At 59.2% G+C, this 17525-nt stretch carries 17 protein-coding genes and 1 other RNA gene; 12 read left to right on the top strand and 6 right to left on the bottom strand.

Annotation, left to right across the window (positions count from 1 at the left end):
• Positions 1-640 precede the first annotated feature (640 nt).
• Positions 641-877 carry a hypothetical protein gene (locus tag HY028_05170; protein MBI3344236.1) on the top strand — a complete coding sequence of 79 codons (237 nt, stop codon included), beginning with the start codon at positions 641-643 and terminating at the stop codon, positions 875-877.
• A gap of 237 nt (positions 878-1114) precedes the next feature.
• Here the strand turns inward: HY028_05170 and HY028_05175 are convergent, their stop codons facing one another.
• The gene (locus HY028_05175; protein MBI3344237.1) at positions 1115-2326 is read right to left on the bottom strand and encodes an NAD(P)/FAD-dependent oxidoreductase; all 1212 of its coding nucleotides are present in this window, start codon (positions 2324-2326) and stop codon (positions 1115-1117) included.
• A 332-nt stretch (positions 2327-2658) separates the two neighbouring features.
• Here HY028_05175 and HY028_05180 point away from each other — a divergent pair, with 332 nt between their 5' ends.
• The gene (locus tag HY028_05180) at positions 2659-4191 is read left to right on the top strand and encodes an FAD-dependent oxidoreductase (protein ID MBI3344238.1); all 1533 of its coding nucleotides are present in this window, start codon (positions 2659-2661) and stop codon (positions 4189-4191) included.
• A 64-nt stretch (positions 4192-4255) separates the two neighbouring features.
• Here the strand turns inward: HY028_05180 and ssrA are convergent.
• Positions 4256-4625: a transfer-messenger RNA gene (gene ssrA, locus HY028_05185) on the bottom strand.
• A gap of 79 nt (positions 4626-4704) precedes the next feature.
• The gene (gene smpB, locus HY028_05190) at positions 4705-5181 is read right to left on the bottom strand and encodes an SsrA-binding protein SmpB (GenBank protein ID MBI3344239.1); all 477 of its coding nucleotides are present in this window, start codon (positions 5179-5181) and stop codon (positions 4705-4707) included.
• Between the two features lie 157 nt (positions 5182-5338).
• Between smpB and HY028_05195 the strand changes: the two genes are divergently transcribed.
• Positions 5339-5788 (top strand): type II toxin-antitoxin system RatA family toxin, encoded by a 450-nt coding sequence (locus tag HY028_05195; GenBank protein MBI3344240.1) that lies wholly within the window; start codon positions 5339-5341, stop codon positions 5786-5788.
• Positions 5789-5847: 59 nt separating this feature from the next.
• On the opposite strand, the gene HY028_05200 is transcribed toward HY028_05195, so the two are convergent.
• Entirely contained in the window at positions 5848-6387 is a 540-nt protein-coding gene (locus tag HY028_05200) for an outer membrane protein assembly factor BamE (GenBank protein ID MBI3344241.1), read from the bottom strand.
• Positions 6388-6463: 76 nt separating this feature from the next.
• On the opposite strand from HY028_05200, the gene fur reads away from it, so the two are divergent.
• From fur to HY028_05215, 3 genes are all read left to right on the top strand, one after another.
• Positions 6464-6886 (top strand): ferric iron uptake transcriptional regulator, encoded by a 423-nt coding sequence (gene fur, locus HY028_05205; protein MBI3344242.1) that lies wholly within the window; start codon positions 6464-6466, stop codon positions 6884-6886.
• Between the two features lie 72 nt (positions 6887-6958).
• Complete coding sequence (locus HY028_05210; GenBank protein ID MBI3344243.1) at positions 6959-7870, top strand: L,D-transpeptidase family protein; 912 nt, start codon at positions 6959-6961, stop codon at positions 7868-7870.
• The gene (locus HY028_05215) at positions 7867-8448 is read left to right on the top strand and encodes a DUF882 domain-containing protein (protein ID MBI3344244.1); all 582 of its coding nucleotides are present in this window, start codon (positions 7867-7869) and stop codon (positions 8446-8448) included. Before HY028_05210 ends, HY028_05215 begins: the two co-directional genes overlap by 4 nt.
• A gap of 152 nt (positions 8449-8600) precedes the next feature.
• Here HY028_05215 and recN read toward each other — a convergent pair whose 3' ends face one another.
• Together recN and HY028_05225 are read right to left on the bottom strand one after the other, a co-directional pair.
• Positions 8601-10316 (bottom strand): DNA repair protein RecN, encoded by a 1716-nt coding sequence (gene recN, locus HY028_05220; GenBank protein MBI3344245.1) that lies wholly within the window; start codon positions 10314-10316, stop codon positions 8601-8603.
• Positions 10317-10437: 121 nt separating this feature from the next.
• Positions 10438-11316, bottom strand: coding sequence for an NAD(+) kinase (locus tag HY028_05225; protein MBI3344246.1), 879 nt, complete (start codon positions 11314-11316; stop codon positions 10438-10440).
• 166 nt (positions 11317-11482) lie between these two features.
• On the opposite strand from HY028_05225, the gene hrcA reads away from it, so the two are divergent.
• The 6 genes from hrcA to dapB all read left to right on the top strand — a co-directional run bounded on the left by hrcA (position 11483) and on the right by dapB (position 17522).
• Positions 11483-12523 carry a heat-inducible transcription repressor HrcA gene (hrcA, locus tag HY028_05230; protein MBI3344247.1) on the top strand — a complete coding sequence of 347 codons (1041 nt, stop codon included), beginning with the start codon at positions 11483-11485 and terminating at the stop codon, positions 12521-12523.
• A gap of 94 nt (positions 12524-12617) precedes the next feature.
• Positions 12618-13190 carry a nucleotide exchange factor GrpE gene (gene grpE / locus HY028_05235; protein MBI3344248.1) on the top strand — a complete coding sequence of 191 codons (573 nt, stop codon included), beginning with the start codon at positions 12618-12620 and terminating at the stop codon, positions 13188-13190.
• An 86-nt stretch (positions 13191-13276) separates the two neighbouring features.
• Positions 13277-15208, top strand: coding sequence for a molecular chaperone DnaK (gene dnaK / locus HY028_05240; GenBank protein MBI3344249.1), 1932 nt, complete (start codon positions 13277-13279; stop codon positions 15206-15208).
• A gap of 12 nt (positions 15209-15220) precedes the next feature.
• The gene (locus tag HY028_05245) at positions 15221-15397 is read left to right on the top strand and encodes a hypothetical protein (GenBank protein ID MBI3344250.1); all 177 of its coding nucleotides are present in this window, start codon (positions 15221-15223) and stop codon (positions 15395-15397) included.
• A 78-nt stretch (positions 15398-15475) separates the two neighbouring features.
• Positions 15476-16615: a molecular chaperone DnaJ gene (dnaJ, locus tag HY028_05250; GenBank protein MBI3344251.1), complete on the top strand. Its 1140-nt coding sequence runs from the start codon at positions 15476-15478 to the stop codon at positions 16613-16615.
• Between the two features lie 49 nt (positions 16616-16664).
• The gene (gene dapB / locus HY028_05255; GenBank protein MBI3344252.1) at positions 16665-17522 is read left to right on the top strand and encodes a 4-hydroxy-tetrahydrodipicolinate reductase; all 858 of its coding nucleotides are present in this window, start codon (positions 16665-16667) and stop codon (positions 17520-17522) included.
• Positions 17523-17525 lie beyond the last annotated feature (3 nt).

Genomic DNA, 17525 nt, shown 5'->3' on the forward strand with positions numbered 1-17525 from the left:
CCTGAAAAAGGCTGGCAAACCGCCTAAAGTCGTGATCGTTGCTTGCATGAGAAAATTGTTAACCATCATGAATTCTATGTTAAAAAACAATACCCCGTGGAACCCCAAAATCGCTTGACTTGGAACACGGTTGCTCTCCCGGAGGGAGAGGGCGAATTCTTATGATGGTGACGAGCTGTTCGACCACTACCAAGACCAAGCCGGATGACTGTAAGGCGGAACGCAGGGACAAAATCAGACGGTATTTGCCAGGGCATTTATGATTAAAAATAAATGTATTTCAATATATTGAAGATGTTTTTTAATCTTATTTATAGAATATAAATGGTAGGGCGGCGTCACTCGCTTTCGCCTCTGAAAGCCTTATGAATGCTTGCTGTAAACCAGTTTGTATTTCTTTGTTGCCCCCAAAGTTGCTCCCAATATGGCCGGGTGGGTTTCTTGAGCAGTCCTTTCGGATGAATTGCCGGTTTTACTCGGCAGGGCTGCCTAATCGAGCCATTTTTAGTGGCTATGGCGGGGCGAGCAACCTGTTGAATACGGGTGGCTATTCAGATAAAGAGGCTGGCTATTCAGAAAAGGGGCGTTTATTCTTCTTAATGAATGCGGGCTAAGTCACGTCATGAACAGGAGGACGGTAATGGAAAGCGCTACATTTCGGAAATGGCTGGCGGCGCAAGGGTGTCGCTTCGACCCTCATGAGCATCAGGAGCGCGGCGAGGGTCATGTCATGGTGACTGTGCATCGAGAAGGGCGGACATCACAGGCGCCTCTTGGTGGTTCGCGCAAGGACCTCGATCCGCGCGACGTGCGCCGGGTCTGCGAGGAACTCGGCCTCGATTGGTCCGAGCTGCCTGGACCGAAAAGCCGGGTGTGAGGCGCCCGTCACAATCGACAGGCCGAGGCGCCATCGCGTGGGCAAAGTTATCCGAGACCGTGTTTTACGAATGGCGCGACAAAAACGCGCGCATGGCGGAGATGCTGGATTTTGCGCGCCTGCGGGAATAGACAGGAGTGCTTCAGACCAGCTTGTTGTAACTAAGCCGTTCCTGTATTTTAAAATTAATGGAGGCGGCGTGAATATGCCAGTCTCGCCCTAGGGTGATATCGAGAATCACACAAACTGTCCCGCAACCCGGCCCGACGACCAGGCCCACTGGAAGTTGTAGCCGCCGAGCCAGCCGGTGACATCCACCACCTCGCCGATAAAGTAGAGGCCCGGCACGGTCTTTGACTCCATCGTTTTCGACGAGAGTTCGTTGGTGTCCACGCCGCCCAAGGTAACTTCGGCCTTGGCGTAACCGAGTGTGCCGGAGGGCGTCAGCGTCCATGCCTTGAGGGCGTGCGTGATGGCTTCGAGGTCGCGCCTGGAGTATTCATTCAGCGGCCTTTCCCAGCCGTGCAGCGCGCACCACTCGTGCGCGAAGCGGCGCGGCAGTCGTTCGGCGAGGAGGTTGGACAGCAGCGCCTTGCTGTTGCGGTGTCCTTCGAGCCATGCTGCGGCGTCGGCGCCGGGTAGAAGATCAATGGTTACGGGCTGCTTTTTGCCGTTGGGAATCTCGTTATAGTCCTGCATCTGCCAATAGCTTGAAATTTGCAAAATGGCAGGGCCGGAAAGTCCACGGTGGGTGATGAGCACGTTCTCGCGGAATTGCACGCCGTCGCAGCGCGTGGCGACATCAAGTGCAACGCCGGCGAGAGGTTTCAGCGGCGTGAGTGTTTCCGGCGCGAGTGCCAGCGGCACCAACGCGGGTTTGGGCGGTACGACGCGCAGTCCGAACTGCTCGGCGACCTTGTAGCCGAAGGGGCTGGCGCCGAGTTTCGGAACGGCGAGGCCGCCGGTGGCGATCACCAGCGACCGGCAGCGGAAGGCGCCACGGTCAGTAGCGGCCGCGAAGCGCAGGCCGTCGTCACCCGCTATGCGTTCGATGCCCTGCACTGCGCATGGAAACATCCACTGCACGCCGCCCTCGTCGCACTCGGCTTTGAGCATGTCAACGATGTCCTGCGCGGTATCGTCACAGAAAAGCTGGCCGTGTTCGCGCTCGTGATACGGTATGCGATAACGCTCGATCAGCGCAATGAAGTCGTGTTGCGAGTAGCGGGCGAGCGCCGAGCGGCAGAAATGCGGATTCTGCGAGAGGAAATTATCCGGGCCGATGTTGCGGTTGGTGAAATTGCAGCGCCCACCGCCGGAGATGCGGATGCGCTCGCCGATCTGTTGTACGTGATCTATCAACAATACGCGCCGGTCGCGCCTTGCGGCCTGCGCGGCGCACATCATGCCGGCGGCGCCGGCGCCAACCACAATGACATCAAAGCGCATAGGATGGATATATAAAGGCCGGAGGTTTCAGGCCGTTGTTAAACGGTGGGGCGGGTCACCTTCGTTCATGTCTTCTGGAATTGTATCAAGCCGGATGCACCTTCACGGATTCCGGCCATTGCCCTCATTACACAGGGAAGCGCCATGCAATGTGCCAACATTATAATTGCGGTCGGACAGGATTGCGTTACAATCCTTGAAATCAGGCTGAGAATGACAAAAGAAGATTGATGTGGTGCTGTCCAACTTCGGCTTCGGCGGCGCCAAGGAACGATGGCCGTACTGCTATCCGGACGACGCATTTGCGGAATGGAATACTGAAGAGGTCGACCATGTCCAAACCAAAACAATTGAGCGGTCCCGATTTCACCCAAGGTTACTCCTTCGCCAAGTTGCGCGATGGCGAAATGCTGCTCGGGCACGCCGAGGGCGAACACGTGCTGCTCGCGCGTCGTGGCGATGAGGTGTTCGCCGTTGGCGCGGCGTGTACGCATTACGGTGCGCTGTTGACCGACGGCATCCTGGTCGATGACACGGTGCGCTGTCCGTGGCATCACGCCTGTTTCAGTCTGCGCACGGGCGAGGCCTTGGCGGCGCCGGCATTCAAACCCCTGCCGTGCTGGCGGGTGGAGCGGGAAGGCGATAACGTTCGTCTCGCCGTGCGCAAACCGGCGCCGCAACCGCGCCCCGCACCGACGCAGGCGCCGGACTCGGTAGTCGTTATCGGCGCGGGCGCCGCCGGGACCGCGGCGGTCGATATGCTGCGCAGGGAAGGTTATCGCGGCGCCATCACCATGATCGGCGCCGAAGCGAATCCGCCGGTCGATCGCCCGAATCTTTCCAAGGAGTATCTCGCGGGCAGCATGCCGGAAGACTGGTTGTGGCTGATGCCGGAGGCGTATTACCGCGACCACGACATCGAGCTAATTACCGGCGTCGCGGCGACAGCGATCGATACATCGCGGCGTCAGGTCAAGCTCGCGGATGGTCGTGCGCTCAGCTACGGCGCGTTACTGCTCGCGACCGGCGCCGAACCGGTGCGCCTCTCGATACCCGGCGCGGATCTGCCGCACGTCCATTACCTGCGCAGTCTGCCCGACAGTCGTGCGATCATCGCCGCCACTGCAAATACCAAACGCGCCGTGGTGATCGGCGCGAGTTTCATCGGGCTGGAGGCGGCGGCATCGTTACGCGCGCGCGGGCTGGAGGTGCATGTGGTCGCGCCGGGCGCGCGGCCACTCGAACGCATCCTGGGTGCGGAGATCGGCGACTTCATCCGCGCCCTGCACGAGCAGACGCACGGCGTCATCTTTCATCTCGATACCAAACCGATAGCGATCACCGACGAAGCGGTCACGTTCAAGAACGGGGAACGCATTTCCGCCGATCTGGTGGTGGTCGGCGTCGGTGTCCGACCGGCGGTGAATCTTGCGCAGCAGGCCGGGCTGGCTGTCGACAACGGCGTGCTGGTCGATGCATATCTCGAAACCAGCGTTCCCGGTATTTACGCCGCCGGCGATATTGCGCGTTATCTCGACTCACGCAGCGGCGAACGCGTGCGTATCGAACACTGGGTGGTGGCGCAGCGGCAGGGACAAACCGCCGCGCGCAACATGCTCGGACGCCGCGAACGTTACACCGCCGTACCGTTCTTCTGGAGCGCGCACTACGACGTCACGCTCAACTACGTCGGCCACGCCGAACACTGGGACCGCATCGAGATCGACGGCAGCATCCAGGACCACGACTGTACGCTGCGCTACTTCGCGGACGGCAGGGTGCGTGCTGTACTTACGATATTCCGGGATCGGGAGAGTCTGCGTGCGGCGGTCGATATGGGTGAGGTGGCGGGGTGCGTGACTTGAAATCGGCCAAAGGGCGCAGAAGAGCGGAAAAAAGAAAGGCCGGAGATCTCCGGCCTTTGTTAGATGGTGGAGGCGGCGGGAATCGAACCCGCGTCCGTAAGTTCGCCGCCCTTGGTTCTACATGCGTAGCCTGGTCATTGGATTTAACCCGTTGCTACCCGACAGGCAGGGAACACAACAGGCGAGTCCAGTAAGAATTTAGCGCATTGACCCTGGACGAACCGCAGCGCGATCTTGTGAGAGTCGACCTCTGAATGTCCTTGCGGACTCTGAACGCACAAGCACGGCTTCAGTCAGAGGTTAGCGGGGATTAAGCCGCTAAGGCGTAGTTGTCGTCGTTGGCAACTATATTTTTGCAGTTTGATTTACGAGGTGAACTGCACCTCGGCATGCCCCTCAGGTTTTGTAACCCGCGTCGAAGCCAGGTCGCCCCCATGGAGTAAATCGTCGCAACCCGTCCCTGGATTGCATGATGGTAGACAGTATAGCCCTTCTAAAAGTTCCCGGCCAGCATCAATGGGTCTTGAGCAACCGCTCCTTTTCGCGCTGCCAGTCGCGGTCGCGTTCCGTGTCCCGTTTGTCGTGGGTCTGTTTCCCTTTGGCAAGGCTGATCTCCAGCTTGGCGCGGCCTTTTTTCCAGTAAATGGCAAGCGGTATCAAGGTGTAGCCCTTGCGCTCCACGGCGCCGATCAGCTTGCTCAACTCGTCTTTGTGCAGCAGCAATTTGCGGGTGCGCAGGGGGTCGGGGTGAATGTGGGTGGAGGCGGTGGGCAGCGGCGAGAGGTGCGCCCCAAACAGCCAGGCCTCGCCATCCTTGAGCAGCACGTAGCTTTCCTTGAGCTGGATACGTCCGGCGCGAAGACTTTTGACCTCCCAGCCCTCCAGGGCGAGGCCGGCCTCAAAGCGCTCCTCCAGAAAATAATCGTGGCGGGCTTTTTTGTTGAGGGCGATGGTCGCCGGGGTGGCTCCCTTTGTTTTTGCTTTGGACATCAAGCCATTATAGAGGACGGCCGGCAGCAGGTATACTTTAGAAGGCTTGAGGGGAAGGTTATTTTCGCCGACAATGACTACCTTTTTGACTAAGCGTGATTCGAGAGTTGCCAAGAAGTTTAATCTGCTTGACCAAGTGGGCCGGACCAAGAATGACATGACAACGATCAGCCGCAGCGCCTTGGTGTCTTACTCCGCCGAGCAGATGTACGTGCTGGTGGATGATATCGCGTCTTACCCGAAGTTCTTGCCGTGGTGTGTTTCCGCCGAGATACTGAGCCGCGACGCCGACGAAGTGCGCGCGGTGCTCGAACTGGCGCGGGCCGGGTTGCAGAAGTCGTTTACCACCTGTAACCGCTTGCAGAAAAACAAGATGATTGAGATCCGCTTGCTGGAAGGACCGTTTCGTCATCTGGAAGGCTTCTGGCGTTTTGACGCGTTGGCGCCGGAATCCTGCAAGGTGTCTCTGGATATGGATTTTGAATTTTCAAATAGACTGGTCGGGATGGTGTTTGGACCCGTCTTTCATCAAATCACCAATACGCTGGTGGATGCCTTTTGCCAGCGCGCCAACGATATGTATGGCAAAGATACAGTGACTAGCTAGCAACTGAACGACAGGTGCAGTGGCCGGGTTCGATGCTACTGAAGAAGAGGGCGGATAGGCTAGGGCGCTGGGGCGGTAAGTAACGGGGCGCCTGTCGTTTCCTCGCTGGGCTGGGCGGGTTGCGTGTTTTCGGGCGCGGGGCTTGAACCGGATTCCTTGCCACCCAGCCCCAGAGAACCTTTCAGACGGCTAAAAAACCCTTGCTCTTGTGGCTGGGTGTCCACGATCACAGTGCTCTCTTTTTTATCCTGGGGTATTCGCTGAGCCGAGCCGGCCTTCACGTCGCCCTCCACCCGCTTCAATTTTCCATCCTCAAAAAACAACGAGATACGGCGCTGCTGGCGATCCTGGCCGCCGGGTTGCAGGCTGTAGACGTAGTCCCATCGCTCCTGGTGAAACACGTCCACAAGCATCGGTGAGCCGAGGGCAAACACGACCTGGCTCTTGTCCATACCGGGTTTTAACTTGTCCACCATCTCCTGGGTGATGACGTTGCCCTGAGGAATATCAATCTTGTAAGCGCCGGGTATGGATGGGGCGGAGCAGGCGGACACCATGAGGGCGGCGCCGGTTACTAGAGAAATGAGAAGCTTTTGCATCTTGATCTGCTTTATAATGAAAGAATGAATGATACCCCAAGCCAGCCGCGAATAGAATTGCAGGGAGGACGTTGACATGGAGAGTCGTGATCTTAAAAAGGCGGGCCTCAAGGCGACCCTGCCGCGCATCAAGATCCTGCACATGCTGGAGCAGAGCAAGGCCAGACACCTCAGTGCGGAAGATGTCTACAAGGCCCTGCTCGACAGCGGCGAGGATGTGGGTCTGGCGACCGTGTACCGCGTGCTCACCCAGTTTGAGGCCGCGGGCCTCGTCACCCGGCATCATTTCGAGAGCGGCCACTCGGTGTTTGAAGTCAACGAAGGCAAGCACCACGACCACATGCTCTGTGTCAAATGCGGCAGGATTGAAGAGTTTGTGGACGAAGTCATAGAAGAGCGGCAGCGCGCCATCGCCAAGAAGGCGGGTTACGCGATGACCGATCACTCGCTGTACATCTACGGAATTTGTAAGAACTGTCAGCAGGGCAAGACTGAGTAGGCACGGGCGGGCGGAGCTTAGGGCCGCTTGGCGCGCGGACTCAGTATATGCGCTCATCAACCTACAACAACAATGAAAAACGGATTTTTTGGTTGTCTGGTATCGCTGTGCGTCTGGATTTCGATAGCCCATGCACAGGATCAGACCGAGCTTCCTGATACTTTAGCCGGCGTGGAACTGGCCTATACCGTGCGGGCTGGCGACACCCTACTAGCCCTTGGGGCACGCTACGGTGTTCAGGCGGCGGTCTTGGCGAGGGACAACGGCTTAGCCCCCAACAGCCGTTTGCAGCCGGGTCAAGTTCTGCTCATTGATAACCGCCATATCATTCCTAAACAACTTGAAGACGGCATCCTTATCAATCTGCCACAACGCATGTTGTTTCTGTTACAGGGCGGCAGTCCTATCGTCTACTATCCGGTGGGATTGGGACGCCCCGACTGGCCCACGCCCACGGGTGAATTCACGGTATTAGTCAAAGAGGAAGACCCGGTCTGGGATGTCCCCATCTCCATCCAGGAAGAGATGCGCCGCGAGGGTAAGGTGGTGAAGACCAAGGTGCCGCCGGGACCGGACAACCCACTGGGCCGTTACTGGTTGGGTCTCAGCATTCCGGGTATCGGCATTCACGGCACCATCGCCCCGACCAGCGTTTATCAGTTTCGCAGCCACGGTTGCATCCGTCTCCATCCCGATGATATTGCGGCGTTATTTCCACTTATTTCCGACGAACAGGACGGTGAGATTGTCTATGCGCCGGTGTTGTTAGCACGGCTGGACGACGGCCGCATCTTTCTCGAAGTCCATCGGGATATTTACAGGAAGGGGGGTGATCCGTTAAAAAGGGTGCAAAATTTGGCCGCGGATGCCAGAATTGACGGCGAAATTGACTGGCAACGGGTGCAGGAGGTCGTGCAGCGCAAGGAAGGCGTGGCCCGCGAGGTCGGTTTGTATGCAGTTAACCAGCAGGAGGTTGTTGAATGAATGACTGGTGTAAGTACATATCACTTGTACCCGATCACCTTACCCGCCGGCATTTCTTAAAGCTCGGCGCCTTCGCAGGCATGGCAAGCCTGGCGCCTTTCAAGTCTTTTGCAGGCGTGCATCCCGCAGCTCTCCCGGAACGTGCGTTGGGGCTCTACAACACCCACACCGGCGAGCAGATCAAGACGGTGTACTGCGCCAATGGCGAATATATCCCCAGCGCCCTGGCCGAGATCAACCACATCCTGCGCGATCACCGCAACGAACAGGTCGGCGCCATGGATCCGCAGCTTCTGGACCTGTTGCATTCCATCAGCGCCAGGCTTGACAGCCGGCAACCCTTCCATGTTATTTCAGGTTTCCGTTCCAAGGAGACGAACGCCATGCTGGCCGAACGCAGCGGAGGCGTGGCGAAGCACAGCCTGCACATGCAGGGCTTGGCGATAGACATACGCGTGCCGGGATGCGATCTCGCCGTACTGCGTAAGACGGCCGTCGCGTTACAAGGTGGCGGGGTGGGCTATTATCCGCGCTCCGATTTCGTGCATGTGGATGTGGGACGAGTGCGCTACTGGTAGCGCTGCGTACTAAGAAGAAACGAAGTAAGCGATGTTCGCTTACTTCGTTTCTTCTTAGTAAAAATCTTAATTTTTACTCTACCCCCACCCTGTCCCGCCCCCTGAACAGGGGGCGGGGACGTAATGGAGATGTCATCTTACTAATGAACTCCCTAGTAACCAGAGTTGCGCCGGGGTTTTTTTAGCTTCTGTTCTTTCGACTGCGCCTGCGCCAGCATTTCGACGGCGTGCGAGCGCGTCTGCTCGGTGATCTTGACACCGCCCAGCATACGGGCGATCTCATCGGCTCGCTCCGCAGAGGATAATTCCTTGAGACTGATCCGGGTGACGCCTTTGCCGGTTTGTTTGTTCACCTGCAAATGGTGACGGCCTTGGGCGGCGACCTGCGGCAAGTGCGTCACACAGAGGACTTGCCGGGTTTGGCTCAGTGCCTGCAACTGTTGTCCGACGATCTCGGCGACCGCTCCGCCGATGCCTACGTCCACCTCGTCGAAGATCAACGTGGGGATGCGGCCGTTCTGGGCGGTGATGACCTGGATGGCGAGGCTGATGCGCGACAACTCACCCCCCGAGGCGATCTTGTTGAGCGGTTTCAGAGGCTGACCCGGATTCGCGCTCACCAGAAATTCCACGCGCTCTTTTCCCGTCGCCGAGTACTGCTCTTCAGGCAACGATTCCAGCTTCACCTCAAAACTTCCGCCCGCCATGTTGAGTTGCTGCATGGCCGCGGTGACCCGCTCACTCAGCGTGCGCGCCGCCTTGGCGCGGCCTAGCCTGAGCGCCTCGGCCCGCTCCAGATAGGCGCTGCGGTGCGCCGCGATGAGTTCTTTTAATTCGCCCTGGCGCTGATCGCTGTTTTGCAATGCGGTGAGTTCCTGGGTGAGGCGAACAAGCAGATCGGGCAGCGCTTCAGGGGCGGCGTGATGTTTACGGCCGAGATCGTGAATGCTGCCGAGGCGCTGCTCCACCGACTGCAGGCGCTGCGGATCGAGATCGAGTTTGTCGAGGTAACGGCGCAGCTCGTCGGCGGCCTCTCGAATCTGAATCGCGGCGCCTTCGAGCAGTGGCGTCAGCGGATCGAGACGGTGATCCAGCCCCTGCATCGCGCCGAGATCTTTCTGGAGACCGGTCAGGATGCTGTACAGCGCGCCTTCGTCGGCCTCGTAGAGGCGGTCGAGGGCGTTTTGACAGGTGTCCATCAGGCGCCCGGCATGCGCGAGGCGGCTGAGTTCCTCGTTGAGGTCCGCCCACTCTGAAGCACCCAACTGCAGGGCGGAGAGTTCCTGTACATGGTGGCGCAGCAACTCCCCGCGCGCGCGGCCTTGTGCGGTGCTGCGCTCCAGTTCGGCCAGTTCTTTAACCGCCATTTTCCAGCGTTGATAAAGAGCCGCCACTGCATTGAGTAGCGCGGCGTGGCCGGCGTAATCATCGAGCATCTGGCGTTGCATCTCGGTGCGCAGCAGGGACTGGTGTTCATGCTGGCCGTGGATGTCCACCAGCATTTCACCTAATTCCTGCAAGGATTGCAGGGTGACGGGATTGTCGTTGATATAGCCGCGGGAACGGCCTTCCTGGGTGATGGCGCGGCGCAGCAGACACTCGTCATCGGCCTCGATGTCGTGTTCCGCAAGCCAGTGTTTGACGGCCGGCAGCGCACCGATACCAAACACGGCGCGGATCTCGGCACGTTCGCTGCCGCTGCGCACCACCGTGCTGTCGGCGCGGTCCCCCAGCGCCAGGTTCAGCGCGTCTATGAGGATGGATTTACCCGCGCTTGTCTCGCCGGTGAGCACGGTGAGCCCGCTGCCGAAGTCCAACTCCAGGCGCTCGATCAGTGCAAAATCACGGATGGCGATGTGGGTGAGCATAAAAGACTTAAAGCGTATCCATAAGATAAGATGAAAAAGCTTCACCGCAGAGGACGAGGAGGTGAAACAAAATCTTCTTGATGGTATTCCTCTGCGTCCTCTGCGGTAAATTATTTATAGATTACAGTTGCCCGCCCCAGTGTAGCTTCGCCCGCAGAATCGCGTAGGGATCATGATTCGCGGGGTGAAGCAGGCGTATCGGCTGGTCCTTTTTTTGGATCTTGATGAGGTCGCCGGGTGCGAGATTTAGACGGATCTGGCCGTCGCAGGTCACCTGCGCGTGCGAGCGGGCGCTGTCTTTCACCACGATCTCGATCTGGCTGCCGCCTTGCACCACGATGGGCCGGTTGCTCATCGTGTGGGGGCAGATCGGCACCAGCACGATGGCGTCCAGGGCGGGGTGCAGGATCGGCCCGCCGCTCGACAAGGCATAGGCCGTGGAGCCGGTGGGAGTGGCGATAATGATGCCGTCGGAACGATGGTTGTTGACGAACTGGCCGTTGATGTAGGTGTCGAGCTCAATCATGCGCGCCACATTCCACTTGTGCACGACCACGTCATTGAGGGCGTTGCTATGGCTGATACACTTTCCATCGCGCAGGATTTCCGTATGCAACAGGATGCGCTCCTCCTGCAGATAGTGGCCGTCCAGGATTTCGTCCAGCCTCACCAGCATCTCGCTCGCCGAAAGATCCACCAGAAAGCCGAGCCGGCCGAGGTTGATCCCCAGTAAGGGGATAGAATAGCCGACCAGCGCGCGCGCGGCGTTGAGCAGGGTGCCGTCACCTCCCACCACAATCACCAGGTCGCAGGAGGCGCCCATGGCGGAAAGCGAGGCCGTCTCGAGGCCGTGGTCAGGCACCCGGTTTGCGGTGGCCTCTTCTAACCACACCTTGATAGCCCGGTGCTTTAGGTAATTACTGAGCGTCTTGAGGGTATCTCCAACGCTGGAATCACCGTACCGGCCTATCAGGCCTACACAGTTGAATGGCTGTCCCATTTTTCCTATCCGTTTTTTGTATTCAAGTTAGCACATAGCCTCATTTGCAGCTATACCTTATTTGACGGGGAATAGCCATGGAATGCCCGGTTATTGACAGCCGGGGATGGGGTTGGTAACTTGGCTTAGCACTCTCGCCCTGAGACTGCTAAAATAGGTAGTAACCGTGGCGACTCAACACATCATCAGTGAACGTGCCCAACTGCTTTTGAAGGCGTTGGTCGGGCGTTATATCCGCGAGGGGCAACCCATCAGCTCGCGCGCGCTGGCGCGCGACGCCGGCATGGACATCAGCGCAGCGACCGTGCGCAATGTCCTGGCCGATCTGGAGGATCTCAATCTGATTACCTCGCCGCACGTGTCGGCGGGGCGTATCCCCACGGTTCAGGGCTATCGCTTTTTTGTGGACAGCCTGATTACGATCCAGTCCCTGGGCCAGGGTGAGGTGGAGACCTTCAAGCATCAGCTTGACCCGAACAAGGATACACAGGGCCTGCTGGAGAACGCGTCTAGTTTGTTGTCGGAAGTCACCCAGCTTGCCAGCGTGGTCATGTTGCCGCGCCGCGAACATATGACGTTGCGCCAGGTCGAGTTTCTGCTATTGTCGGAGCAACGGGTGCTGGTCATTCTGGTGACCAATGAGCGGGACGTGCAGAACCGGATCATTCAGACCGAGCGTCAATACAGCGCGAACGAGCTGCAGCACGTGGCCAACTATCTGAATGCGGGCTTTGCCGGTCAGGACGTCTTCAGCGTGCGCGAGAACCTGCTGAAGGACCTGCATGAGACCCGCGAGCACATTAATCAATTAATGCTGATGGCGGTGGAAATGACCGAAAAGGGCTTTCCAAGCGTCCCCCAGGCGGGCGATTATCTGGTGGGTGGCCAAGCGAATTTGCTGAACCTGCCGGAGATGTCGAGTGTGGACAAGCTGCGGCAGTTATTCGAGGCCTTCAATCACCGCCGCGACATACTGCATTTACTGGATCAGTGCCTCAACGCCCGCGGGGTGCAGATTTTTATTGGAGCGGAGTCGGGTCACGAATCCTTACAAGAGTATAGTGTGGTTACCTCGGCCTATGAGGCGGATGGCAAAGTAGTAGGGGTGCTGGGCGTGGTGGGGCCGACGCGCATGGTCTATGAGCGCATCATCCCGGTGGTGGACACCACTGCCAAATTGCTGAGCGCGGCCTTGAATCTGGCCTGACTAGGCTTTATTGAGATACAGATACAAGAGAAAAGAGGCAAGAGAAAAGGGCACTTGTATCTTTTCTCTTGTATCTGAATTATGGAGTGTGGTTATGGAGAATATAGAACCTGGCGCCGCTCAGGAGCAGGCCGTGTCGCCCGAGGCATCCGCAGAACAAGGCCCCGAGGACGTGCACCTGTTGCTGCAGGACGCCCGTAACAAGGCCGATGAACACTGGAACCAACTGCTCAGGGTCAAGGCCGATCTGGAAAACCTGCGCCGCCGCGGCGAGCGCGACCTGGAACAGGCCCACCGTTATGGCCTGGAGAGGTTCGTGCAGGAACTGCTGCCGGTCAAAGACAGCCTGGAGCTGGGTTTAACCGCCAGTCAAGGCGAAGGGGATGCGGTAAAGGGTTTGCGCGAGGGCATGGAGCTTACCCGCAAGATGCTGCAAAACGCCCTGGAGAAGTTCGGAGTGAAGGAACTCAACCCGCAGGGCGAACGCTTTAACCCGGAATTACACCAGGCCATGTCGGTACAGGAGCGGGCCGATGCCGAGCCCAATACGGTGTTGCTCGTCTGTCAAAAGGGCTATCTGCTCCACGACCGTTTGATCCGCCCGGCGATGGTGATTGTTTCCAAGGCGCCGGAGTCCGCAGCTCCTGTAGAGGATGGGCAGGCTTGAAATTGCCTCGTCCGCCTCAATATACACCGTATACCCGAATTAAATGGGCCTTAGGCCCTTTACCCGAATAACCGGAGATAGCTGATATGGCAAAGATAATAGGCATAGATTTAGGCACCACCAATTCCTGCGTGGCAGTGATGGAGGGAGGCAAGCCGCGTGTCATTGAAAACAGCGAAGGCGACCGCACCACACCCTCTGTCGTCGCCTACACCAACGACAATGAAATCCTGATCGGCCAGTCCGCCAAGCGCCAGGCCGTCACCAACCCCAAGAATACCCTGTTCGCCGTCAAGCGCCTGATCGGTCGTAAATTCGCCGACGATATCGTGCAGCGCGACATCAAGATGGTGCCTTACAAGATCGTCCCCGCCGACAACGGCGATGCCTGGGTGGAGGTCAACGGCAAGAAGATCGCGCCGCCGGAGATTTCCGCGCGCGTGCTGATGAAGATGAAGAAGACCGCCGAGGATTATCTGGGTGAACCGGTCACCGAGGCGGTGATCACCGTGCCCGCCTATTTCAACGACTCGCAGCGTCAGGCCACCAAAGACGCCGGGCGTATCGCCGGCCTGGAGGTCAAGCGCATCATCAACGAGCCGACCGCTGCGGCGCTCGCCTATGGCATGGATAAAAAACGCGGCGACACCAAGATCGCCGTCTATGATCTCGGCGGCGGCACCTTTGATATTTCGATTATTGAAATCGCCGAGGTGGACGGCGAGCACCAGTTCGAGGTGTTGTCCACCAACGGCGACACCTTCCTCGGCGGCGAGGACTTCGATCTGCGCCTGATTGATTATCTGGCCGACGAGTTCAAAAAGGACGCCGGGATAGACGTGCACAAGGACCCGCTTGCGCTGCAACGCCTCAAGGACGCCGCGGAGAAGGCCAAGATCGAACTGTCTTCCAGCCAGCAGACCGAAGTGAACCTGCCTTATATCACGGCGGACGCGAGCGGCCCCAAGCACCTTAACATCAAGGTTACCCGCGCGAAACTCGAAGCCCTGGTCGAGGAGCTGATCCAGCGCACCATCGAGCCGTGCAAGATCGCCCTCAAGGATGCCGGCCTCACGACCGCGCAGATTGATGACGTGATTATGGTCGGCGGCCAGACCCGCATGCCCAAGGTGCAGGAGGTGGTAAAGAATTTATTCGGCAAGGAACCGCGCAAGGACGTCAACCCCGACGAGGCCGTGGCGATCGGCGCCGCGATTCAGGCCGGCGTGTTGGGCGGCGAGGTCAAAGACGTGCTGCTGCTCGACGTCACCCCGCTGTCGCTGGGCATCGAGACCATGGGCGGCGTGATGACCAAGCTCATCGAAAAAAACACCACCATCCCGACCAAGGCGGCGCAGGTGTTCTCCACTGCCGATGACAACCAGACCGCGGTGACCGTGCACGTGTTGCAAGGTGAACGCGAAATCGCCTCAGCCAACAAATCGCTGGGCCGCTTCGATCTTGCCGATATTCCGCCCGCGCCGCGCGGCGTGCCGCAGGTCGAGGTGTCGTTCGACATAGACGCCAACGGCATCTTGAACGTGTCCGCCAAGAACAAGGCCACGGGCAAGCAGCAGTCCATCGTTATCAAGGCCTCCAGCGGCCTGTCCGAGGAGGAAGTGCAGCGCATGGTCAAGGACGCCGAGGCGCACGCCGAGGAAGACCGCAAGTTCCACACCCTGGTGACGGCGCGCAATCAGGCGGACGCCATGATCCACGCCACCACCAAATCCATGACGGAGCTGGGCGACAAGCTCGAGGCAGGCGAGAAGGAACGTATCGAATCCGCCATCAAGGCTCTGCAAGAGGCGATGAAGGGCGATGACGCGGCGGCCATTGAGGCCAGGACGCGCGAGCTCACCGAGGCCTCCGGAAAAATGGCCGAGCGGCTCTATGCACAACAGCCACAAGCGGGCGCTGAAACGGCGGGCGCTACGAGCCAGGATGCAGGCGCGAGCCCCGGCGATGGCAATGTTGTGGATGCAGAGTTTGAAGAGGTGAAGGATAATAAAAAATAGAGTAGCAGGCTGTTGAAAAAAGGCCTGCGTGCAGGGCATGGATGCGCCGCCATTCTTCAAGCACGGTTTATGTGCTTGAAGAATGGCGCAAAGCAAAAATCGCATTTTTTGCTTTGTGAGTTGGAAAAGGCCATGGATGGCCTTTTCCAACATCCTGTGGCGCCGAATTCATTCGGCCTGTTTCAATAAGCTATAATGCAGTAGCACACACACAGGCGCAGGCGATCCCCGCGCCTGTGGCTTTTATACGGTAGGAACATAAACGCAATGCCGAAACGGGATTTTTACGAAGTGCTGGGCGTCGCGCGCAACGCGAGCGAAGACGATCTCAAGAAGGCCTATCGGCGTCTCGCCATGAAGCATCACCCGGATCGCAACCCGGACGATAAAGAGGCCGAAGCAAAATTCAAGGAGGCCAAGGAGGCCTATGAAGTCCTCACCGACGCGCGCAAGCGCGCCGCCTACGACCAGTTCGGCCATGCCGGAGTTGACCCGTCCGCCGCTGCGGGCGCCGGGGCCGGTGCGGGCCATGGGCGCGGCGCCAACTTCAGCGACATCTTCGGGGATGTGTTCGGCGACATCTTCGGCGGCGCGCGCGCGGGGGGGCGTCCACAGGGCGGCGCGGATCTGCGCTATAACCTCGATCTCAGTCTGGAAGACGCGGTGCACGGCACCACCGTCAAGATCCGCATCCCTACCCGCACGACCTGCAAGGTTTGTAGCGGCAGCGGCGCCAAGCCGGGGACCAGCCCCACGGTCTGTCCCACCTGCGCCGGTCAAGGGCAGGTGCGCATGCAGCAGGGTTTCTTCTCGATACAACAGACCTGCCCCCGCTGCCGCGGCAGCGGTAAACTGATTTCCGATCCCTGCGTCACCTGCCAGGGACAAGGCTGGCTGCAAGAGCACAAGACGCTGTCGGTGCAGGCGCCCGCCGGCGTGGACACGGGCGACCGGATCCGCTTGTCGGGGGAAGGCGAGCCGAGCGACAGCGGCGGCCCGCCGGGCGATCTTTACGTGCAGGTCAGCATTCGCGAGCACCCGATCTTCAGCCGCGAGGATAACGACCTGTTTTGCGAAGTGCCGGTAAGTTTTGTCACCGCGACCTTGGGCGGAGAACTTGATGTGCCGACGCTCGACGGCCGGGTCAAGCTCAAGATTCCCCCGGAGACTCAATCCGGCAAGTTGTTCCGCCTGCGCGGCAAGGGCGTGAAGCCGCTGCGAGGCGGTGCGACGGGCGATCTCTTATGCAAGGTCATGGTGGAGACACCGGTCAATCTCAATGCCAAACAAAAGGCCCTGCTGACGGAATTCGAGAAGGCGTTGCAAGAAGGCGGCAAGAAACACAACCCGAAGGCCAGTTCCTGGCTCGACGGCGTCAAGAAGTTCTTCGAGAATATGCAATTATAAAACATCCCCTCTCCCCTCGCGGGAGAGGGTAGGGTGAGGGGAGGGGCACATGATCAGACTAGCCATCAGCGGCGCCGGCGGGCGCATGGGCAAGAGCATCATCCAGGCTTGTGACGTACAGGGCCGTACTAATGTCGCGGGAGGCAGGACGCCGGGAGCGACCCACGCCAAACCCGATTGGACGGTGACGGCCGCCACCGCACGGCCCGGCAGTCCCGCGACGGGCGAGGACGCCGGCTGGCTCGCCGGTGTGCCGGTGCTGGGCGTCGAGGTGGTGGACAGACTCGCCAAGGTGGAGCAGCCCTTCGACGTGCTGATAGATTTCACCCAACCCGTCGTCACCCTGGACAATCTCGTTTATTGCCGTGAACACCAACGGCGCATGGTGATCGGCACCACCGGCTTTACACCGTCGCAGCGCGAAGAAATCGCGGCCGCCGCCAAGGAGATCGCCATCGTGCTGGCGCCCAATATGAGCGTCGGCGTGAACCTGTGCTTTAAGCTGCTTGAACTGGCCGCACAGGTCATCGGTTCCGAGACGGATATTGAAATCATCGAGGCCCATCACCGCCACAAGCGCGACGCCCCCTCCGGCACGGCCTTGCGGATGGGTGAGGTGATCGCCGGCGCACTCGGGCGAAATCTGGAGGAGTGCGCCGTCTACGGGCGTAGCCGCGGAATCGGCGCCGAGCGGCAGCGTGAGACCATCGGCTTTGAGAGCATCCGCGCCGGCGACATCGTCGGCGACCATACCGTGCTGTTCGCGGGCGCCGGCGAGCGGGTCGAGATTACCCACAAGGCCTCCAGCCGCCTGACGTTTGCTAACGGCGCGCTGCGCGCCGCGAGCTGGCTGATGGGCAAGGAGCGTGGGCTGTACGACATGCAGGACGTGTTGGGATTGCGATAGGAA

The sequence above is a fragment of the Gammaproteobacteria bacterium genome (genome assembly GCA_016195665.1).
GTDB lineage: Bacteria > Pseudomonadota > Gammaproteobacteria > SURF-13 > SURF-13 > JACPZD01.

Coding starts and splice junctions, on each gene's coding strand:
- fur (MBI3344242.1), top strand. CDS start 6,464: ATGGAGAGTCGTGATCTTAAAAAGGCGGGCCTCAAGGCGACCCTGCCG.
- smpB (MBI3344239.1), bottom strand. CDS start 5,181: ATGTCCAAAGCAAAAACAAAGGGAGCCACCCCGGCGACCATCGCCCTC.
- dnaK (MBI3344249.1), top strand. CDS start 13,277: ATGGCAAAGATAATAGGCATAGATTTAGGCACCACCAATTCCTGCGTG.
- HY028_05195 (MBI3344240.1), top strand. CDS start 5,339: ATGACAACGATCAGCCGCAGCGCCTTGGTGTCTTACTCCGCCGAGCAG.
- HY028_05215 (MBI3344244.1), top strand. CDS start 7,867: ATGAATGACTGGTGTAAGTACATATCACTTGTACCCGATCACCTTACC.
- HY028_05200 (MBI3344241.1), bottom strand. CDS start 6,387: ATGCAAAAGCTTCTCATTTCTCTAGTAACCGGCGCCGCCCTCATGGTG.
- HY028_05175 (MBI3344237.1), bottom strand. CDS start 2,326: ATGCGCTTTGATGTCATTGTGGTTGGCGCCGGCGCCGCCGGCATGATG.
- HY028_05180 (MBI3344238.1), top strand. CDS start 2,659: ATGTCCAAACCAAAACAATTGAGCGGTCCCGATTTCACCCAAGGTTAC.
- HY028_05210 (MBI3344243.1), top strand. CDS start 6,959: ATGAAAAACGGATTTTTTGGTTGTCTGGTATCGCTGTGCGTCTGGATT.
- dnaJ (MBI3344251.1), top strand. CDS start 15,476: ATGCCGAAACGGGATTTTTACGAAGTGCTGGGCGTCGCGCGCAACGCG.
- dapB (MBI3344252.1), top strand. CDS start 16,665: ATGATCAGACTAGCCATCAGCGGCGCCGGCGGGCGCATGGGCAAGAGC.
- HY028_05225 (MBI3344246.1), bottom strand. CDS start 11,316: ATGGGACAGCCATTCAACTGTGTAGGCCTGATAGGCCGGTACGGTGAT.
- recN (MBI3344245.1), bottom strand. CDS start 10,316: ATGCTCACCCACATCGCCATCCGTGATTTTGCACTGATCGAGCGCCTG.
- HY028_05170 (MBI3344236.1), top strand. CDS start 641: ATGGAAAGCGCTACATTTCGGAAATGGCTGGCGGCGCAAGGGTGTCGC.
- grpE (MBI3344248.1), top strand. CDS start 12,618: ATGGAGAATATAGAACCTGGCGCCGCTCAGGAGCAGGCCGTGTCGCCC.